The following is a 15,302-nucleotide window of genomic DNA, read 5'->3' on the forward strand; positions in this document are numbered from 1 at the left end:
ATCAGCCGGCGTCCTCTTCGGTCTTTTCCTCGTCGCCCTTCAATTCGCCCAGCAGTTCATGGAAATCCCTGGCCTCGCGGAAATTGCGATAGACCGAGGCGAAGCGGACATAGGCGACGTCATCCAGCGACTTCAATGCCTCCATGACCAGCCGGCCGACCTCACCCGAGGCGATCTCGGTTTCGCCCGAGCTTTCGAGCTGGCGCACGATGCCGGTAACGGCGCGGTCGATACGCTCAGGGTCGACATTGCGCTTGCGCACGGCGATCTCGACGGAGCGCAGCAGCTTGTCGCGGTCGAAGGGCACTTTGCGGCCGGACTTCTTGATGACGACGAGGTCGCGCAGCTGCACGCGCTCGAAGGTGGTGAAACGACCGCCGCAATCGGGGCACACCCGCCGCCTGCGGATCGCCGCGCCATCCTCGGCGGGACGCGAATCCTTCACCTGCGTATCTTCGGACTGGCAATAGGGGCAGCGCATGGAAAGCCTTGGGTTCGCGATTCAGGCATGATCCCGAAAAGTTGCAGGCTTTTCGGAGAAGATCATGCTTCAAAAACAAAATTTTAGAGTGAGAGGGCGATTCAAGGAAGCGTCATCTCACTCTGGTGGGCGAAAGGCTTAGAGCCTTTTGTGTCTCAGAGATAGCGAGGCGGGAGCAAGATTGCCAGCGCCCTGCCCCGCCGGCGGGCAAGCGTCAAGGCGCGACGTCCTTGGTCGAAAACCCGCAGGACGTGCCGAGATTGCGATAGGCCTTGGTGAAGCCGTCCATCGGGATGCTGGTGACCTTCTGTTTGCCGAAAGTCACATCGAGCGAGGTAACCTTGCGCATGGCGCGCAGCAGGGCAAGGCTGGTCTTGGCCTGGTTGTCGACCATCCAGCTGGGACGACCGCCGGCGGCGGCGTTGGAGCTTACGGTCGCCGCAACCTTCACGCCCGGATCACCGAAGGTCGCGGCGATCTTGTCGCCGGTCGGCAGGGTCTTGTTGTCGATAATGAACATGATGGCCGGATACGCGTCCGGCGGCAGCGCGTCGCCGGTCGAGATCGACAGCGTCAGGGACCCGGCATTGCCGGTGCCGTCGACGAAAGCCGTCGAGGCGGCGCAGGTCTTGTGCGCGTCCTGCCCGGTATCGAGCGTATCGATGATGGTGGTCCACTTGCCGAACGTATTGGTGGCCGACAAGTCGGCGTTCGTCTGCTCCTCAGCGACCGCGGCGGAAGCGGTCAGCGAGCCAAACAGGACCAAGGCGGCAAAGCGGGAAGTGCGCATCATCAAGTCTCCGGTAAGCCGCGCCGCCCGATCAAGGAGCGGCGCGCAGCGCAGGGATAAAAGATGACGCGCGGCGCCTGGTCAACCGAGATAGGGGTAAAGCGGGAAGCGATCGGTCAGCGCCGTGACCTTGGCCTTCACCGCGGCCTCGACCGCCGCATTGCCCTCGTCGGAATTCGCCACTTTCAGACCGTCCAGCACCTCGGCGATCAGCTTGCCGATCTCGCGGAATTCGGCCTGGCCGAAGCCGCGTGTGGTGCCGGCCGGCGTGCCGAGGCGCACGCCCGAGGTGACGAACGGCTTTTCCGGATCGAACGGAATGCCGTTCTTGTTGCAGGTGATGTTGGCGCGGCCCAGCGCTGCTTCCGCACGCTTGCCGGTGGCGTTCTTCGGACGCAGATCGACCAGCATCAGATGGTTGTCGGTGCCGCCGGAGACGATATCGAGGCCGGTCTCCTGCAGGCTGGACGCCAGCGCCTTGGCATTGGCGACGATGCTTTCGGCATAGGCCTTGAAGCTCGGCTTCAGCGCCTCGCCAAGCGCGACCGCCTTGGCGGCGATGACATGCATCAGCGGGCCGCCCTGCAGGCCCGGGAACACCGCCGAGTTCATCTTCTTGGCGATTTCCTCGTCGTTGCACAGGATCATGCCGCCGCGCGGGCCGCGCAGCGACTTGTGCGTCGTCGTGGTCACGACATGGGCATAGGGCAGTGGCGACGGGTGCATGCCGCCGGCGACCAGGCCAGCAATATGGGCCATGTCGACCATCAGATAAGCACCGATCGAATCGGCGATCTCGCGAAAACGCTTCCAGTCCCAGATGCGCGAATAGGCGGTGCCGCCGGCCAGGATCAGCTTCGGCTTGGTCTCATGCGCGGTCTTTTCGATCGCGTCCATGTCGAGCAGGTGATCGTCCTTGCGCACGCCATAGGAGACGACCTTGAACCACTTGCCGCTCATGTTGACCGGCGAGCCGTGGGTGAGATGGCCGCYCGAATTCAGGTCGAGACCCATGAAGGTGTCGCCGGGCTGCAGCAGCGCCAGGAACACCGCCTGGTTCATCTGGCTGCCCGAGTTTGGCTGGACGTTGGCGAAGTTGCAGCCAAACAGCTTTTTCGCGCGCTCGATGGCCAGTTCCTCGGCCACGTCGACGAACTGGCAGCCRCCATAGTAGCGCTTGCCCGGATAGCCTTCGGCATATTTGTTGGTCATGATCGAGCCCTGCGCCTCGAGCACCGCGCGCGACACGATGTTTTCGGACGCGATCAGCTCGATCTCATGGCGCTGGCGACCGAGTTCGTTGCGGATGGCGCCGAAGATTTCCGGATCGGCGTCGGCAAGCGTGGTCTCGAAGAAGGATTCGAATTTGCTGGAGGCTGCCGCTGCATTTGACATGGCTTGCTTTCCCTTGGGGCCGGAGGTCTGCGAGGTCGCCGCGCATTAACACAGTTGTTTTCGGGCCGCCACGTTTGCGGCGCGAAATTTGCTGGCCGGTTTGCGCCAAGACAGCGCACCCGGTTCTAATCCCGTGGCGCGCGGCCCTTCAGGATCGCTTCGGAGAAGGTGATCTCGGTGAACAGCTTGCGCGCGGTGTGGTCGTTGATGTCGCCGCGGCGAAGCATCGCCTGCAGCTCGGCGCGCTCGGCCTCGATGCCGGCAAGCCTGAGTTCGATCTCGATGCGGCCGGATTCGCGGGCCTCGGCGCGCGCTTCGTCGGCGCCGTCGGAGAGCGAGATGCGGCGCCGGTAGATAGAGGCGACGCTCTCGGCGATGGCGAGCTTCATCTCAGCCGCCTCGCCTTCGTTACTGTCGCCTGCGAGGCCTTCGATCCTGGCGATTGCCGCGTTGGCGGCGCCGACGCGAGCCCTGCGCTCTTCAGCCGCGCCCGGTTGCTCGCCCGGCTCGACGAGACCGCGCGCGACCGTCGGCAAAGCAAGGCTGGCAATCGCCAGTGAGCAGATGATGACGCCGGCCGCAAGAAAGATCACGAGGTCGCGCGCCGGAAAGGGCGTGCCGTCCTGCAAGGTGAGCGGCAGCGACAGGATGCCGGCCAGCGTCACGGCGCCGCGAACGCCGGCGATCGAGCCGGCAAGCCTGACGCGAAAGCCAAAGGGTTCGGCCTTGCGCTTGCCGAGCCGCGCGGCAAGCACCGCCCCGATGTCGCCGATCCAGATCCAGACGAAGCGCAGGCCGATAAGGCAGAGCGTGAGCAACAGCACGGTCAGGGCCGGCTCGAACAGCCAGTGCCGGGTGGTCAGTTCCGGCGGTACCTTGCGGATAATGTCTGGCAGTTGCAGGCCGAGCAGGATGAACAGCGAGCCGTTGAACATGAAGATCAGCATCGACCAGAGCGAGATCGTCTGGATGCGTGCCGAAACCGCCATGTGGCGGACGATGCCGGAATATCCGGTCAGAAGCCCGGCGGTGACCGCCGCCAGGATGCCTGAAGCGCCGAAATGCTCGGCGATCAGATAGGCGACGAAGGGCAGCAGGACCATAACCAGCACCTGCGCTTCTGCCGGTGTGCTGGTGATACGGCTGAGAATCTGCAACGACTTCGCCGCGATGAACAGCGCCGCGACACCGGCGAGGATGCCGACCGCCACGGCCAGGAGGAAGCTCAGGGATGCCCCGGCAAACGAAAAGCTGCCCGTGAGCACCGCCGCCACCGTGAAGCGGAACATCACCAGACCGGAGGCGTCGTTGAGCAGCGACTCGCCTTCCAATATGTGCATCAGCCGCGCCGGGACGAGATTGCGGTCGACGATCGAGGACACGGCGACCGCGTCGGTCGGCGACAGCACTGCGGCCAAAGCGAAGGCGACCACCAGCGGGATGCTCGGCACCAGCCAGTGCAAGGCGTAGCCGAAGCCGACGATGGTGAAGAAGACGAGCCCGATGGCGAGGTCGAGGATCGGACCGCGCAGCGCCATCAGCTCACGCTTCGGCGCCGAAAAGGCGTCGCCGAACAGAAGCGGCGGAATGAACACCAGCAGGAACAGTTCCGGATCCACTTCGATGTGAACGCCTCGCGCAGGCCAGGCAAGCGCGACGCCAATAGCGATCTGCAGCACCGGCAGCGGCACGCGCACCAGGCGCACCAACGCGCCCGAAACGGTCACGAAGGCGAGCACGACGAGGATGAAGACGGCGACGTCCATGGTGCGATTCCGGCTGTTCCACCGACCATGGGCAATTGCCGGCCTCGCGTCCAGCCGCCCGGGCATCGAGCGGCCGCACCAATCGCGGACGGGCCGCCGTATCGCTAAAGTGACAGGACCGCCTTCGGCACGGAACAAAGCACCGTGAAAGCGGGATTCACGACATTGCCGATGCGCAGGTTGCAGGTCTGGCTGACCAGTTGATGCGCGTCCATCGTATCGAGGCCTGTACGATGCGCTACCCAGCGCACCAGCCCGGCGGCCGCGATGCGGGCGGCGTCGTCCAGCGGCCGCGCGCAGCCGATGACACCGATATGGTTTTCGGTCTCCAGGCGCGGCCAGTCGAAGCTCCCGTCCGCGGTGGCCTTCTCCACGGAAAGGGTCGTGAAGAAGGCGCCCTCGACCGCGGTGCCGGCGATCTCGCCGTCGCCCTGCGCGTAATGGCCGTCACCGATATAGATGTGCCCGCCATCGATATTGGCCCGCAGGTAAAGCGTTGCGCCCTCGGTCAGATCCGGGATGTCGAAATTGCCGCCGAAGTCGCCAGGGACCACGCCGAGGCGGACCTCGCCATGCGCGGGCGCGACGCCCAGCGTCCCGTGGAACGGCCGATAGCCGGCACGCAGCGTGCGGCCGGAGGAGGTCTGCGTGGTCAGTTCGGTTCGAGCGGACGAAAGGCGCCAGATCCACACCCGCTCTTCCTGCTCCGCCTGCAAATTGGGCGAGGCGCGAGTTCCCGACAGGAAACCGAAATTCGGCGATATCGTCGCCACGCCCCAGTCGCGTGCCGGCTCCAGGCGGTGAAGGCGGATTGCCATGATATCRCCGGCCTTGATGCCTTCGACAGCGATCGGACCGACCAGTGGGTTCACCTTTGGATAAGGCGCGACCTCGCGCGGCCTGCCGTCGACGCTGGTCAGCCGGCCGGAGAAGCAATCCTCGGTGAAGACCGTGAATTGCTCGCCGGGCCCGACGGAAAGCCGCGGCGCATGCCCTCCCAATTGGAAGACGAAATCGTGCCCGTCGTTCAGCGGTCGAACCAAGTGCCGGCTCCCAGTTTCTCGACAATGTCGACAAATGCCTGCGTGGCGTCGCGATGGATGCTGTGGCCGACATTGGGCATCACGACGACGGACCGCTCGCCGACCTCCGCCCGCAGGCGCTGGGTGTCGTCGGGCGGGACGAACCGGCTCACGTCCGGCAGGACCCAGACCGTCGGCAGCATCTTGGCCAGGCGCGCCGCCTCGTCCCGCAGGTCCCAGGGCGCGTTGCCGGCGAAGGCCGAACGCGCGTCGTCGAAGGATATCTGCTCGAGCGACACGACCTTCCAGGCGGCGTCCCGCCGCGACCAGCCGGGATTGAGTTTCAGCAACCCCTCAATGTCGTGAGGCAGGTTTGCCTCGTCCCAGTCCAACATGCCCTTCGGCGTCGCCTTGTCGGCGAAATGCGAGACCGGGTCTTCCAGAAGCATCGCTTTCGGCCGGAACAGGCCGCGCAGCACGCCAAGCTGCGCCAGCGTGCCGCCGAAGGAATGGCCAAGCAGCACATCCGGCGCGTCGGGCAGGTTCTCGGCAAAATCGGCGAGCAGACTGTCGAAGGAGAAATCGCCATTGCCGCGCGCGCTTTCGCCATGGCCGCGCATGTCGGGAGCAATCACCTGCCAGCCGCGCGCGGCAAGCAGCCTGGCCGGCTCGGTCATGGCGCCCGCATTGGCGGTGATGCCGTGCAGCGCCACCATCGTCTTCGGCGCGCCGCGGTCGCCCCAGCGCATGATATTGAGCGTGACCATATCAGACTCCCGCCGCCCAGCCGACGATCTGCCGCCAGAGCGTCGTGTAGCCTGGCCAATCGACAAAGGCCGGCGGTGCCCAGTGCGGCCCGCAGTCGGACGCGAAGGCGACCGACCGCCCCTTGCCGAATTCAGCCGCGACGATCAGCGGATCGTTGCCGACGGTCGCGACCACCGTCGCCTTCTGCCTGGCGGCAAAGCGGTTGTAACCGAGCAGCGCCGGCCATTCCGCTTCCAGTCCGCCGACGATCGGATGATTTGCTGCGGCGACACGCGGCTTCACGCCTTGCGGCCGCTCGGCGCGGTCATCGCCTGCCTCCATCTCCACGCCCAGCACCTCGGCGACCTCCGTATCGCGATAGCGCGCCTTGGCGTCTATGCCCTGGAAGGTCATATAGCCGCCGACCATCACCAGTCCGCCGCCGCCTAGGACATAGTCGCGTATCGCTTCGAGGCGATTGGGCAGCGTCTTCGAGCGCACGAACGTGTCGGGGTGGAGCAACAAAGTGTTGGCGCCGATGTCGCTCAGCATGATGCAGTCGAATTTCGCCAACTCGCCGGCGCTGAAGGGGAAATCGCGCGCGGCGACGTGGGCGGGCTGGTAGACAACGTCCCAACCTCCACCCTCAAGGGCATCGCGCAGCCAGCGCACGCCTTCGGCGTATTCCGTGGTGGTGAAGGAATCGAAGCCCTTCTGGTGGATCGAATGAACGGTCCAGGATTCACCCGCTATCAGGACGCGATGGCTCTTTGTCATACTTCCTCTCCTGTTCTGTCGGGCCGTCTGGCCAACCGCTTCAGCGCGGCGATGAAGGCGGCGTGGATGCCCTCCCCGTCAAGCTCGACGGCGATTTCGGCGTTCGGCGCTCCGGAGCGTCTGGCAAAGTCGATGACCGTGCGGCCATAGGTCAACCTGCCGGCGAGCTCGACCTCGAGGCGCGCCGGAACCGTCCTGGCCAGGGAAGGCTCGGCCGCGACAAGGGACGCCACGGGATCGTTGAGCGGCATGGCGGCAGGGCCGAACACGCCCGGGCGGAATGTCTTGTTCAGCGAGCGCAAGAGCTCGGCAGCGAAACGCCCGACCCTACCGCCGATCGCCTCGGTGTCCGAAATCAATCGATCGGTGATAACCGCCTGCGGTCCGACGTCGATCGGAACGAGCGTCAAGGGAATGCCGGCTCCGAACACGATGGCTGCCGCCTCCGGGTCGCACAGCACGTTCCATTCCGCCGCCGCGGTCTTGTTGCCGAGCCCCCATGCGCCGCCGAGCGACACGACGCGCTCTATCTTCTGCGGCAGACCGGGGTTGCGCCGCAACGCCAAGGCCAGATTGGTCAGCGGACCAGTGGTGACGACGGTGCTTGCGACGCCCGAAACGACGAGCTCGGCGATGAGGTCGCTGGAGTGACGTGGATCGAGTGGGACGGCGTCAAGATCCGGCCGCTCCGGATCGAGCGCGCTGGTCTGGTCGAGAATGCCAGCGATCAACCTTTCGCGCACCAATGGCCCCATGGCGCCAGCAGCAACCGGAACGTCGTCGCGCCCTGTGAAAGCCACGGCAATGGCGCCGTTTCGTGCCGTGCGGTCGCCGGCGAGATGGCCGGCGCCCGTCGTCACCGCCTTCAGGTCGAGCGCCTCATGACCGGCCGCGACCAGGATGCCGAGAGCATCGTCATTGCCCGGATCGCAATCGAGGATGATCGGCTTCGTCATTGGGGATTATCCCGAATTCGGGCCGGCCGGTTGCGCACGAGGATGCGCCAGCGGGCGAAAGTCAGGCCGATGATGGCGGCGAGATAAGGCAGCATCAGCACGAACTGCGAGGGGATGGCGAACACCTGCAGGCGGTCGCCCAGAGCACCGAAGAAGCCGAACAGGAAAGACGCCGCCGCCGTCATCCAGGGCTGGCCGCCGCCGAACAGCGTTGCGGCAAGGCCGATGAAGCCGCGGCCGCTGGTCATGTCCGGCAGGAAGAAATGCAGCTTGTCCATGGCAAGCTGCGCGCCGGCGAGCCCGGCCAGCAGGCCGCTGATCGCCAAGGACAGGGCCTTCATGGCGGCGATGCGGATACCGGCGGAGCGCGCTGCGTGCTCGTCCTCTCCCGCGGCCCGCAGGCTGGCGCCGAGTGGCGTCTTGTAGAGGAAGACATAGGTGAGCGGCACGGCGACAAGCGCGATCACCACGATGACGCTCTGGCCTTCGAAGGCCGGGCCGAGCACCGGCAACCAGGACAGCGATCCGGCCGGTATGTGCCAGATGTCGGGAAAGGCGATCGGCCTCAGGCCGCCCGGACTGTTGTAGTAGCGCTCGAGAATGAACAAGGTGCCGCCGGCGGCGAGCAGGTTGATGCCTAGGCCCGCCACGATGAAATCGGCGAAGAAGCGCAGGGTCAGCAGCGCCAGGAGCTGCGACAGCACCACCGCGACCACCAACGCCGACAGGAAGGCCGGCCAGGCGCTGCCGCTCCAGTCGCCGACCGCGACGGCGGCGAAGGCCGCCGCCAGCATCATGCCCTCGACCGCGACGTTGAGGATGTTGGCGCGCAAGGTAATCATCGCCGCCAGCGCGGCAAGCAGGATCGGGGTCGACTGTTCGAGGACCGCGGCGAGCAGCGATGTGAGGTTCATCCGCGCCTCCTCACGCTGCCTGGGCGGCGCGACGCAGCCGCGCCGTCATCAGCAGCACGAGCAGGCCCGTCAAAAGATTGACCAGCGAGCGCGGCACGTCGGTGGAAATCTGCATATAGGCGGCGCCGTTCAGCATCGCGGCGTAGAACAGCGCGGTCGCCAGCGAGCCGATCGGATGGACGCGGGCAAGCAGCGCGCAGGTCAGGCCGACCAGTCCGTAGCTCGGCGAGAAATTCTGCTCGAAGCGATGGCCGACGCCGAGCACGTAGAGCGCTCCGGCCAGGCCGGCCAATCCGCCGGCAATGACCATTGCCGATATCACCCGCCGCGCCGCCGGCACGCCGGTGGCCTCGGCGAAGCGAAGATTGGTGCCGGCCGCGCGAACCTCGGCACCCCATTGCGTGCGAAACAGAACGATCCAGGAGACCACGGCGAGCACGGCGGCGACGAGGAAGCCGCTGGTGGCGCGCGGGACGAAGGGCAAGGGCGGCAGCCAGATCGAGTTCGGCACCATCCAGCTCACCGCGCCATAGGCCGTGGTGTCACGGATCACCTGGTTGGCAAGCCATGAGGTGATCAGCAGAATGATGATGTTGAGCATCAATGTCGTCACCACCTCGTCGACGGCGAGACGCACCTTGAGCACGCCTGGAATCCAGCCGACCACCGCGCCGGCAAGAAAGCCGGCGATAATGGCGAGCGGCATCAGCACAAAGGCCGGCAGCGAAGCGCCGGCGATGGCGACGACGGTGGTGGTGACCGCGCCGGCATAGAGCTGGCCCTCCCCGCCGACATTGAAGATGCCGGCGCGAAAGGAAAAGACGACACCCAGCGCGATCAGGGTGAGCGGCGTGGCGCGATTGAGGAACAGGGCGAAGTTGCCGAGCGAATCGAAATTGGCGAGCAAAAGGTCGCGATAGGCGCGGACCGGCTCATCCGTGATCGAGGCGACCAGCAGGAAGCCGAGCGCCAGCGTGAGCAGGATCGCGGCCAGTGGCGCGCGAATGACACGCAGGAAATTGGACAGCGGGGTTGCCATCACGCTGCCTCCTTCGATCCGCCGTTCATCAGATATCCGACGGTCTCATCGTCGGCCTCGGCGCGGTCGAGGACGCGCATCATGCGCCCCGAATACATGACGCCGATCCTGTCGGAGAGCGCGAAGATCTCCGACAGCTCGGACGAGATCAGGAGCACGGCGCGGCCCCGGTCGGCGGCCTGCAGGATGCGCGCGTGGACGAATTCGGATGCGCCGATATCCAGTCCGCGCGTCGGCTGGCAGATCAGGAGCAGCGATGGATCGCGCTCCAGCTCGCGGGCGATCACCAGCTTCTGCATATTGCCGCCGGACAGCCAGCCTGCCTGCGTCGAAGRCTGGGCGCCGCGCACGTCGAACTCCCTGATCTTGTCGCCGGCGAAGCTGTCGAGCTTGTGCCGGTCGATCAGGCCGCCGGAGAGCAATCCGGCGCGTTTGTAATTGGTGGCGGCGACATTCTCGGCGACGCTCATCGTGACGCTGAGGCCGCGGTCGAGGCGATCTTCCGGCACGAAGCCGAGACCGGCCTGCTGACGTTCGCGCAGGTCGGCGTCGGTCAGATCCCGGTCGCCGAAACGGATCTTGCCCGCCTGCACCGGCATCAGTCCCGCGATCGCCTCGGCAAGCTCCGTCTGGCCGTTGCCGTCGACGCCGGCGATGCCCAGCACCTCGCCGGCGCGCACCTCAAGGGAGATGCGGTCGAGCAGACGGCGGCCTGAATGATTGGTCATGCTGACATTGTCCAGCGTCAGAACCGGGGCGCCGAAGCTGCGCTGGGCGCTGCCCTTGCGGCCGACAAGGAATACCTCGCGGCCGACCATGTCGCGGGCGATGTCGGCTTCGGTGACATCGCCCGTATTGCGCGTGGAAATGCTGCGGCCGCGGCGAATGACGGTCACGCGGTCGGAGACGGCTTTCACCTCGCGCAGCTTGTGGGTGATGAAAAGAATGGTGCGGCCCCTGGCGCGCAAGCCGTCGACCACGCCGATCAGCTCATCGACTTCGGGCGGCGTCAGCACGGCGGTCGGTTCGTCGAGGATCAGGAGATCGGCGTCGAAGGCCAGCGCTTTCAGGATCTCGACGCGCTGGCGTTGGCCGACCGAAAGCGTGCGCACCGGCGCTTCCGGATCGAGATGGAAGTTGTAGCGCGCGATCAGCTCACGGGCGCGATCGGCCATCTGGCGGCGGTCGGAGAAGATACCCAGCCTGCGTGGCTGGCGGCCGAGAAACAGGTTCTCCGCCACGGTCATGGACGGCACGAGCGTGAAGTGCTGGTGCACCATGCCGATGCCGAGGCGGCTCGCGGCGATCGGGTCGGCGATCGTGACCGTCTTGCCGTTGAGCACGATGGAGCCGGCGTTCGGCTGGTGAATGCCGGCAAGGATGTTCATCAGCGTCGATTTGCCGGCGCCGTTCTCGCCGCAGATGACATGCACCTCGCCGCGCCGGACATCGAGGTCAACATGGCTGAGCGCGGCCTTCTCGCCAAACGACTTGGCAATGCCTGCAAGGCTCAAAATGATGTCCGGATCGCTCATCAGTACGCTTTCTGGGGCACGCTTGCTGGTCGGCATGGCGGGACGCTGCCTAGAGCGTTTCGCCGTTTCGCGGAACCGGCGAAACGCTCTATCTCTTTGTTTTTACGCAATTCCGGACGGAAAACCGTCACACACTTTTCTTGGAATTGCTCTTGGCAGCGTCCCGTTTCAAGGTCCTGGGAGGCTTACTTGAAAGCAGTGTCGACCTTGATCTCGCCGCTGACCACCTTGGCCTTGGCGGCGTCGACCTTGGCCTTGATGTCGGCGGGCACCAGCTTGTCGTTGTAGACGAGGCCGACGCCCTCGTTGGCGAGGCCGTAGATCTTGAGCTTGCCGAATTCGGCCTTGCCGTCCTGGATCTGCTTGATCGAGTCGTAGATCGAGTTGCCGATCTGCTTGATCATCGAGGCGATCACATTGTCCGGGTGCAGGCCGCTCTGGTCGGAATCGACGCCGATGGCGTATTTCTTGGAGTCCGCCGCGCCCTTGAGGATGCCGAGGCCGGCCGGGCCGGCGACGTTGAAGACCACGTTGGCGCCGTTCTGGATGGCGGTCTTGGTGAGATCATAGGCCTTTTGCGCGTCGTTGAAGTTGCCGATGAAGATCACTTGCACGTCGATGTCCGGCACGACGGTCTTGGCGCCCTGCTTGAAGCCGAGGATGAAGTCCTGGATGACCGGCAGGTCCATGCCGGCGACCACCGCGATCTTCGGATCGCCGGAGGTGAGCGGAAAATCCTTCTTGTCGGTCGCCGCGATCGCGGCCAGCGCGCCGGCGAGGTAGGAGCCCTCGTTCTGCGCGTATTTCACCGAAAGAACGTTCGGCTGCTTCAACTCGTCATCGAAGAAGACGTATTTCTGGTCGGGGTGCTGCGGCGCGACGTCGGCCAGATTGTCGTGCATGTTCGGGCCGGTGAAGACGACGCTCCAGTCCCCCGAATTGGACACCGCCTCGAGGTTCTGGCGCCAGAGCTGCGGATCGGTCGGCGAGGCCTGCAGCAGGCGCGTCTTGACGCCTTCCTTCTCGGCGCGGGCGAAGCCGGTGGCGGCATTGTCGTTGAAGCCCATGTCGCCGAGATTGTCCGACATCACATAGACGGCGCTGAAGTCGGCGGCGAATGTCGGCCCGGCCATCAGGCCGAGCCCGAAGGCGGCTGCGTATGCCATTGATTTCATGATCGATCTTGTCATTTGTTTTATTCCCCTTTCTTGGTCTAGAACTGTCTTTCTCAGGAGCGTGGCGGCGCCACCGAGTTGCGCTTGACCAGCGCGACCGGGAGCCGGGTGAGTTCCGGCGGCGACGTCTTGTCGATCAGCGCCTTGAGCGTGCCGAATCCGATGCGGCCGAGTTCGGCCGTCGGTTGGCGGATGGTGGTGAGGCCTGGCGCGAGGAGGTCGGCGAACGGCATGTCGTCGAAGCCGACCAGCGAGATGTCCTGCGGCACGCCGAGGCCTTTGGAACGCACAGCCTCCATGATGCCGATGGCAATGAAATCGCTGCCGGCGAAAACGGCCGTCGGCGGCTCGGCGCCGGCCAGCATATCCAGCATGGCGGCGCGCCCGAACTCGCGCGAATACTCGCCCTGGCGGATATCGCCGTCGTCAACTGTTATCCCCGCCTCGGCCATGGCGTCGCGGTACCCGGCCAGTCGTTCGATGGCGCTGAACAGCTTCGCCGGGCCGCCGATATGGGCGATGCGCCGGTGCCCGGCTTCGATCAGATGACGCGTCGCGGCGCGGGCGCCTTCCCGGTTCTCGACGAAGATCTTCGGAACGTTGACGCCCGGGATATCCTCATCGATCAGAACGATATGGCCGTAGTGGTGAAGCGTGGCGGCAAGCGAGCCGTCGTCCGGCCGATTGGTCATCATGATCAACCCGTCGACATGGCCGTCCTTCAGTCGCCTGAGACTCGCGAGCTCGCGCTCGCGATTGCCGCCGGTGCTGCTCATCAAGACGGAATAGCCGTGCTTTTCCGCCTCGTCCTCGACGGCGGCGGCCAGCTCGGCGAAAAACGGGTTGGCGATTTCAGGCGTCATCATGCCGATCGCCTCGGAGCGGCCGAGGCTCAAGCGCTTGGCGAGGATGTTGGGGCGATAGTCGAGCGCAGCGATGGCCGCATCGATGCGGGCGGCCGTCTCCGCCGGCAGATCGATGCGATTGTTGAGGTAGCGCGACACGGTGGTGGTCGACACCCTCGCCATTATCGCGACTTCATTGATGGTGCTCATGTCCGTCCCGGCCAGCAACAGACCGAAACGCTATCTCATAAAATGTGGCTAGTAAAGCGGTTGCGTAAAGTGGTTTACTAACTTTTTTGAGCTTACGCGGGCCGATCGGCGCCGACCCAGGCGGCGGGTTTGCTTTTTGTGTCAGGGATCATCGACAGGACGAAGCTTCAGCAGCAGGCCGCTCATCCGCCGGAAACCGTTCGCGCCCTCGAGCCGGGGCGGTGGCGCGACCAGCGATCGATCCAAGCCTATTCGCAGACACAAAAAAGGCCGCCGAGCGGCGGCCTTTCTCAAATAATGTCAAATGCTTACTGCGCGGAGCTGATCTGCAGCTCTTGGGCGCCGTCGAGGCCGTAGATGTCGTCGCGGAACTGCACGACGCCCGGGGCGGTCGACCAAGCCGACAGGTACAAGAAGTGAACCGGCACCGGGTTGACCACATTGATCGGCGTGTTCTCGCCGGTCTTGATCGCCGCCTCGAAATGCTGGCGGTCCCAGCCGGGCGTATCGCGCAGGATCCAGGTGACGAGGTCGCGCACGTTCTGGACGCGCACGCAGCCGGAGGAATCGAAGCGCATCAGCTTGCCGAACAGGCTCTGCTGCGGCGTGTCGTGCATGTAGACGCCGTCCGGGCTCGGGAAATTGATCTTGACCGAGGCCATGGCGTTGTTGCTGCCCGGATCCTGGCGGAAACGATATTTCGCCGCGTCGTCGGTCGACCAGTCGACCGTCATCGGATCGACCTCGCTGCCGTCCGGCGCGAACAGGCGAATGTGGCTATCCTTGAGGTAGTTGGGGTCCTTCCGCATCAGCGGAATGATGTCCTTGCGCACGATCGAGACCGGCGCGTTCCAGTACGGATTGACGATGATTTCGTTGATCTTCGAATTCACGATCGGCGTCTGGCGGTCGATCTTGCCGACGATCGCCGTGTGTCGCAGCACCACGCGGTCGTTCTCGACCGCCTCGACCTGGGCGCCCGGAATGTCGACCAGCACGTAACGGTTGCCCAGCGTGCCGGCCTTTTCCTTCAGGCGCTGCAGATTGGTCTGCAGCTGGCCGAGCCGGACCTGCGCCGACACGTTCATCGCGGCATAAGTGTATTTGCCCATGGCGCCGTCGGCCGGCAGGCCATGGCGGAGCTGAAAGCGCTTGACCGCCGAGTCGACATAGGAATCGAAGGCGGTCGAGATGCCGGCGCTCTGCGGCAGGTCGCCCGAGATCATCAGGCGCTTGCGCAGCGGAACGACATCGGGATCGTCGACGCCGAGCTGCAATTTCTTGGTCGCCGGAACCTGTTCCCAGCCGCCCTGGGAGACGATGTTCTGGTACTGCGCCACCGCCTGCTCGGTGAAGGCGACGGTCTGCTGGCTGAAGATCGGCAGCGTCGAGGCGACCTTGTTGGTGTTGTTGCCACGGGCATCGAACTGGTCGTCCCAATTGCCGCGCGTCGAGGATTTCAGGATATCCCCGATCACGTCCTGGGCGCTGGCGTGGCCGGCGACCACTGCAGCAGCGAGCGCGGAGGCTCCGGTAAGGAAGAAACGGCGGCTGGTTCTCATGGCAGACATTCTTAGCTGTTCGCTCTCGCTCAATTCGCTTGCCGGGCGGCTTGTCCGCACTCTAGGGGTCGCAAACTTAACAATTCGC

Annotated in this window: 14 protein-coding genes; all 14 read right to left on the minus strand. The window is 65.0% G+C overall.

The window, feature by feature from the left end:
• Nucleotide 1: 1 nt before the first annotated feature.
• A complete protein-coding gene (nrdR, locus tag LCM4577_RS32205; RefSeq protein ID WP_040983276.1) occupies nt 2–481 on the minus strand; it encodes a transcriptional regulator NrdR in 480 nt (159 codons plus the stop codon).
• 214 nt (nt 482–695) lie between these two features.
• A complete protein-coding gene (locus LCM4577_RS32210; protein ID WP_071033309.1) occupies nt 696–1,271 on the minus strand; it encodes a hypothetical protein in 576 nt (191 codons plus the stop codon).
• A gap of 81 nt (nt 1,272–1,352) precedes the next feature.
• Nucleotides 1,353–2,666, minus strand: coding sequence for a serine hydroxymethyltransferase (glyA, locus tag LCM4577_RS32215; RefSeq protein ID WP_071074747.1), 1,314 nt, complete (start codon nt 2,664–2,666; stop codon nt 1,353–1,355).
• Nucleotides 2,667–2,791: 125 nt separating this feature from the next.
• Entirely contained in the window at nt 2,792–4,432 is a 1,641-nt protein-coding gene (locus LCM4577_RS32220; RefSeq protein ID WP_071074748.1) for a Na+/H+ antiporter, read from the minus strand.
• A gap of 104 nt (nt 4,433–4,536) precedes the next feature.
• Nucleotides 4,537–5,475 (minus strand): acetamidase/formamidase family protein, encoded by a 939-nt coding sequence (locus LCM4577_RS32225; protein WP_071033267.1) that lies wholly within the window; start codon nt 5,473–5,475, stop codon nt 4,537–4,539.
• Nucleotides 5,460–6,221, minus strand: coding sequence for an alpha/beta fold hydrolase (locus LCM4577_RS32230; protein WP_040983282.1), 762 nt, complete (start codon nt 6,219–6,221; stop codon nt 5,460–5,462). Before LCM4577_RS32230 ends, LCM4577_RS32225 begins: the two co-directional genes overlap by 16 nt.
• Nucleotide 6,222: 1 nt before the next feature.
• Nucleotides 6,223–6,978 carry a glutamine amidotransferase gene (locus LCM4577_RS32235; RefSeq protein ID WP_041008450.1) on the minus strand — a complete coding sequence of 252 codons (756 nt, stop codon included), beginning with the start codon at nt 6,976–6,978 and terminating at the stop codon, nt 6,223–6,225.
• Nucleotides 6,975–7,934, minus strand: a complete 960-nt coding sequence (locus LCM4577_RS32240; RefSeq protein ID WP_071074749.1) for a nucleoside hydrolase — start codon at nt 7,932–7,934, stop codon at nt 6,975–6,977. The genes LCM4577_RS32235 and LCM4577_RS32240 overlap by 4 nt, the downstream gene beginning before the upstream one ends.
• Entirely contained in the window at nt 7,931–8,848 is a 918-nt protein-coding gene (locus tag LCM4577_RS32245; RefSeq protein WP_052467882.1) for an ABC transporter permease, read from the minus strand. The genes LCM4577_RS32240 and LCM4577_RS32245 overlap by 4 nt, the downstream gene beginning before the upstream one ends.
• Nucleotides 8,849–8,858: 10 nt before the next feature.
• Entirely contained in the window at nt 8,859–9,887 is a 1,029-nt protein-coding gene (locus LCM4577_RS32250) for an ABC transporter permease (RefSeq protein WP_071074750.1), read from the minus strand.
• Nucleotides 9,887–11,422 carry an ABC transporter ATP-binding protein gene (locus LCM4577_RS32255; RefSeq protein WP_071074845.1) on the minus strand — a complete coding sequence of 512 codons (1,536 nt, stop codon included), beginning with the start codon at nt 11,420–11,422 and terminating at the stop codon, nt 9,887–9,889. Before LCM4577_RS32255 ends, LCM4577_RS32250 begins: the two co-directional genes overlap by 1 nt.
• Before the next feature lie 185 nt (nt 11,423–11,607).
• A complete protein-coding gene (locus tag LCM4577_RS32260; protein WP_157900523.1) occupies nt 11,608–12,597 on the minus strand; it encodes a BMP family ABC transporter substrate-binding protein in 990 nt (329 codons plus the stop codon).
• 53 nt (nt 12,598–12,650) lie between these two features.
• A complete protein-coding gene (locus LCM4577_RS32265; protein ID WP_071074751.1) occupies nt 12,651–13,652 on the minus strand; it encodes a LacI family DNA-binding transcriptional regulator in 1,002 nt (333 codons plus the stop codon).
• A gap of 308 nt (nt 13,653–13,960) precedes the next feature.
• Nucleotides 13,961–15,214, minus strand: coding sequence for a murein L,D-transpeptidase (locus tag LCM4577_RS32270; protein WP_071074752.1), 1,254 nt, complete (start codon nt 15,212–15,214; stop codon nt 13,961–13,963).
• Nucleotides 15,215–15,302: the final 88 nt, after the last annotated feature.

Origin of the sequence: Mesorhizobium sp. LCM 4577, from assembly GCF_001854795.2 — a bacterium.
Taxonomy (GTDB): Bacteria; Pseudomonadota; Alphaproteobacteria; order Rhizobiales; family Rhizobiaceae; genus Mesorhizobium; species Mesorhizobium plurifarium.

Coding starts and splice junctions, on each gene's coding strand:
- LCM4577_RS32235 (WP_041008450.1), bottom strand. CDS start 6,978: ATGACAAAGAGCCATCGCGTCCTGATAGCGGGTGAATCCTGGACCGTT.
- LCM4577_RS32240 (WP_071074749.1), bottom strand. CDS start 7,934: ATGACGAAGCCGATCATCCTCGATTGCGATCCGGGCAATGACGATGCT.
- LCM4577_RS32230 (WP_040983282.1), bottom strand. CDS start 6,221: ATGGTCACGCTCAATATCATGCGCTGGGGCGACCGCGGCGCGCCGAAG.
- LCM4577_RS32220 (WP_071074748.1), bottom strand. CDS start 4,432: ATGGACGTCGCCGTCTTCATCCTCGTCGTGCTCGCCTTCGTGACCGTT.
- LCM4577_RS32260 (WP_157900523.1), bottom strand. CDS start 12,597: ATGAAATCAATGGCATACGCAGCCGCCTTCGGGCTCGGCCTGATGGCC.
- LCM4577_RS32245 (WP_052467882.1), bottom strand. CDS start 8,848: ATGAACCTCACATCGCTGCTCGCCGCGGTCCTCGAACAGTCGACCCCG.
- nrdR (WP_040983276.1), bottom strand. CDS start 481: ATGCGCTGCCCCTATTGCCAGTCCGAAGATACGCAGGTGAAGGATTCG.
- LCM4577_RS32210 (WP_071033309.1), bottom strand. CDS start 1,271: ATGCGCACTTCCCGCTTTGCCGCCTTGGTCCTGTTTGGCTCGCTGACC.
- LCM4577_RS32265 (WP_071074751.1), bottom strand. CDS start 13,652: ATGAGCACCATCAATGAAGTCGCGATAATGGCGAGGGTGTCGACCACC.
- LCM4577_RS32250 (WP_071074750.1), bottom strand. CDS start 9,887: ATGGCAACCCCGCTGTCCAATTTCCTGCGTGTCATTCGCGCGCCACTG.
- LCM4577_RS32270 (WP_071074752.1), bottom strand. CDS start 15,214: ATGAGAACCAGCCGCCGTTTCTTCCTTACCGGAGCCTCCGCGCTCGCT.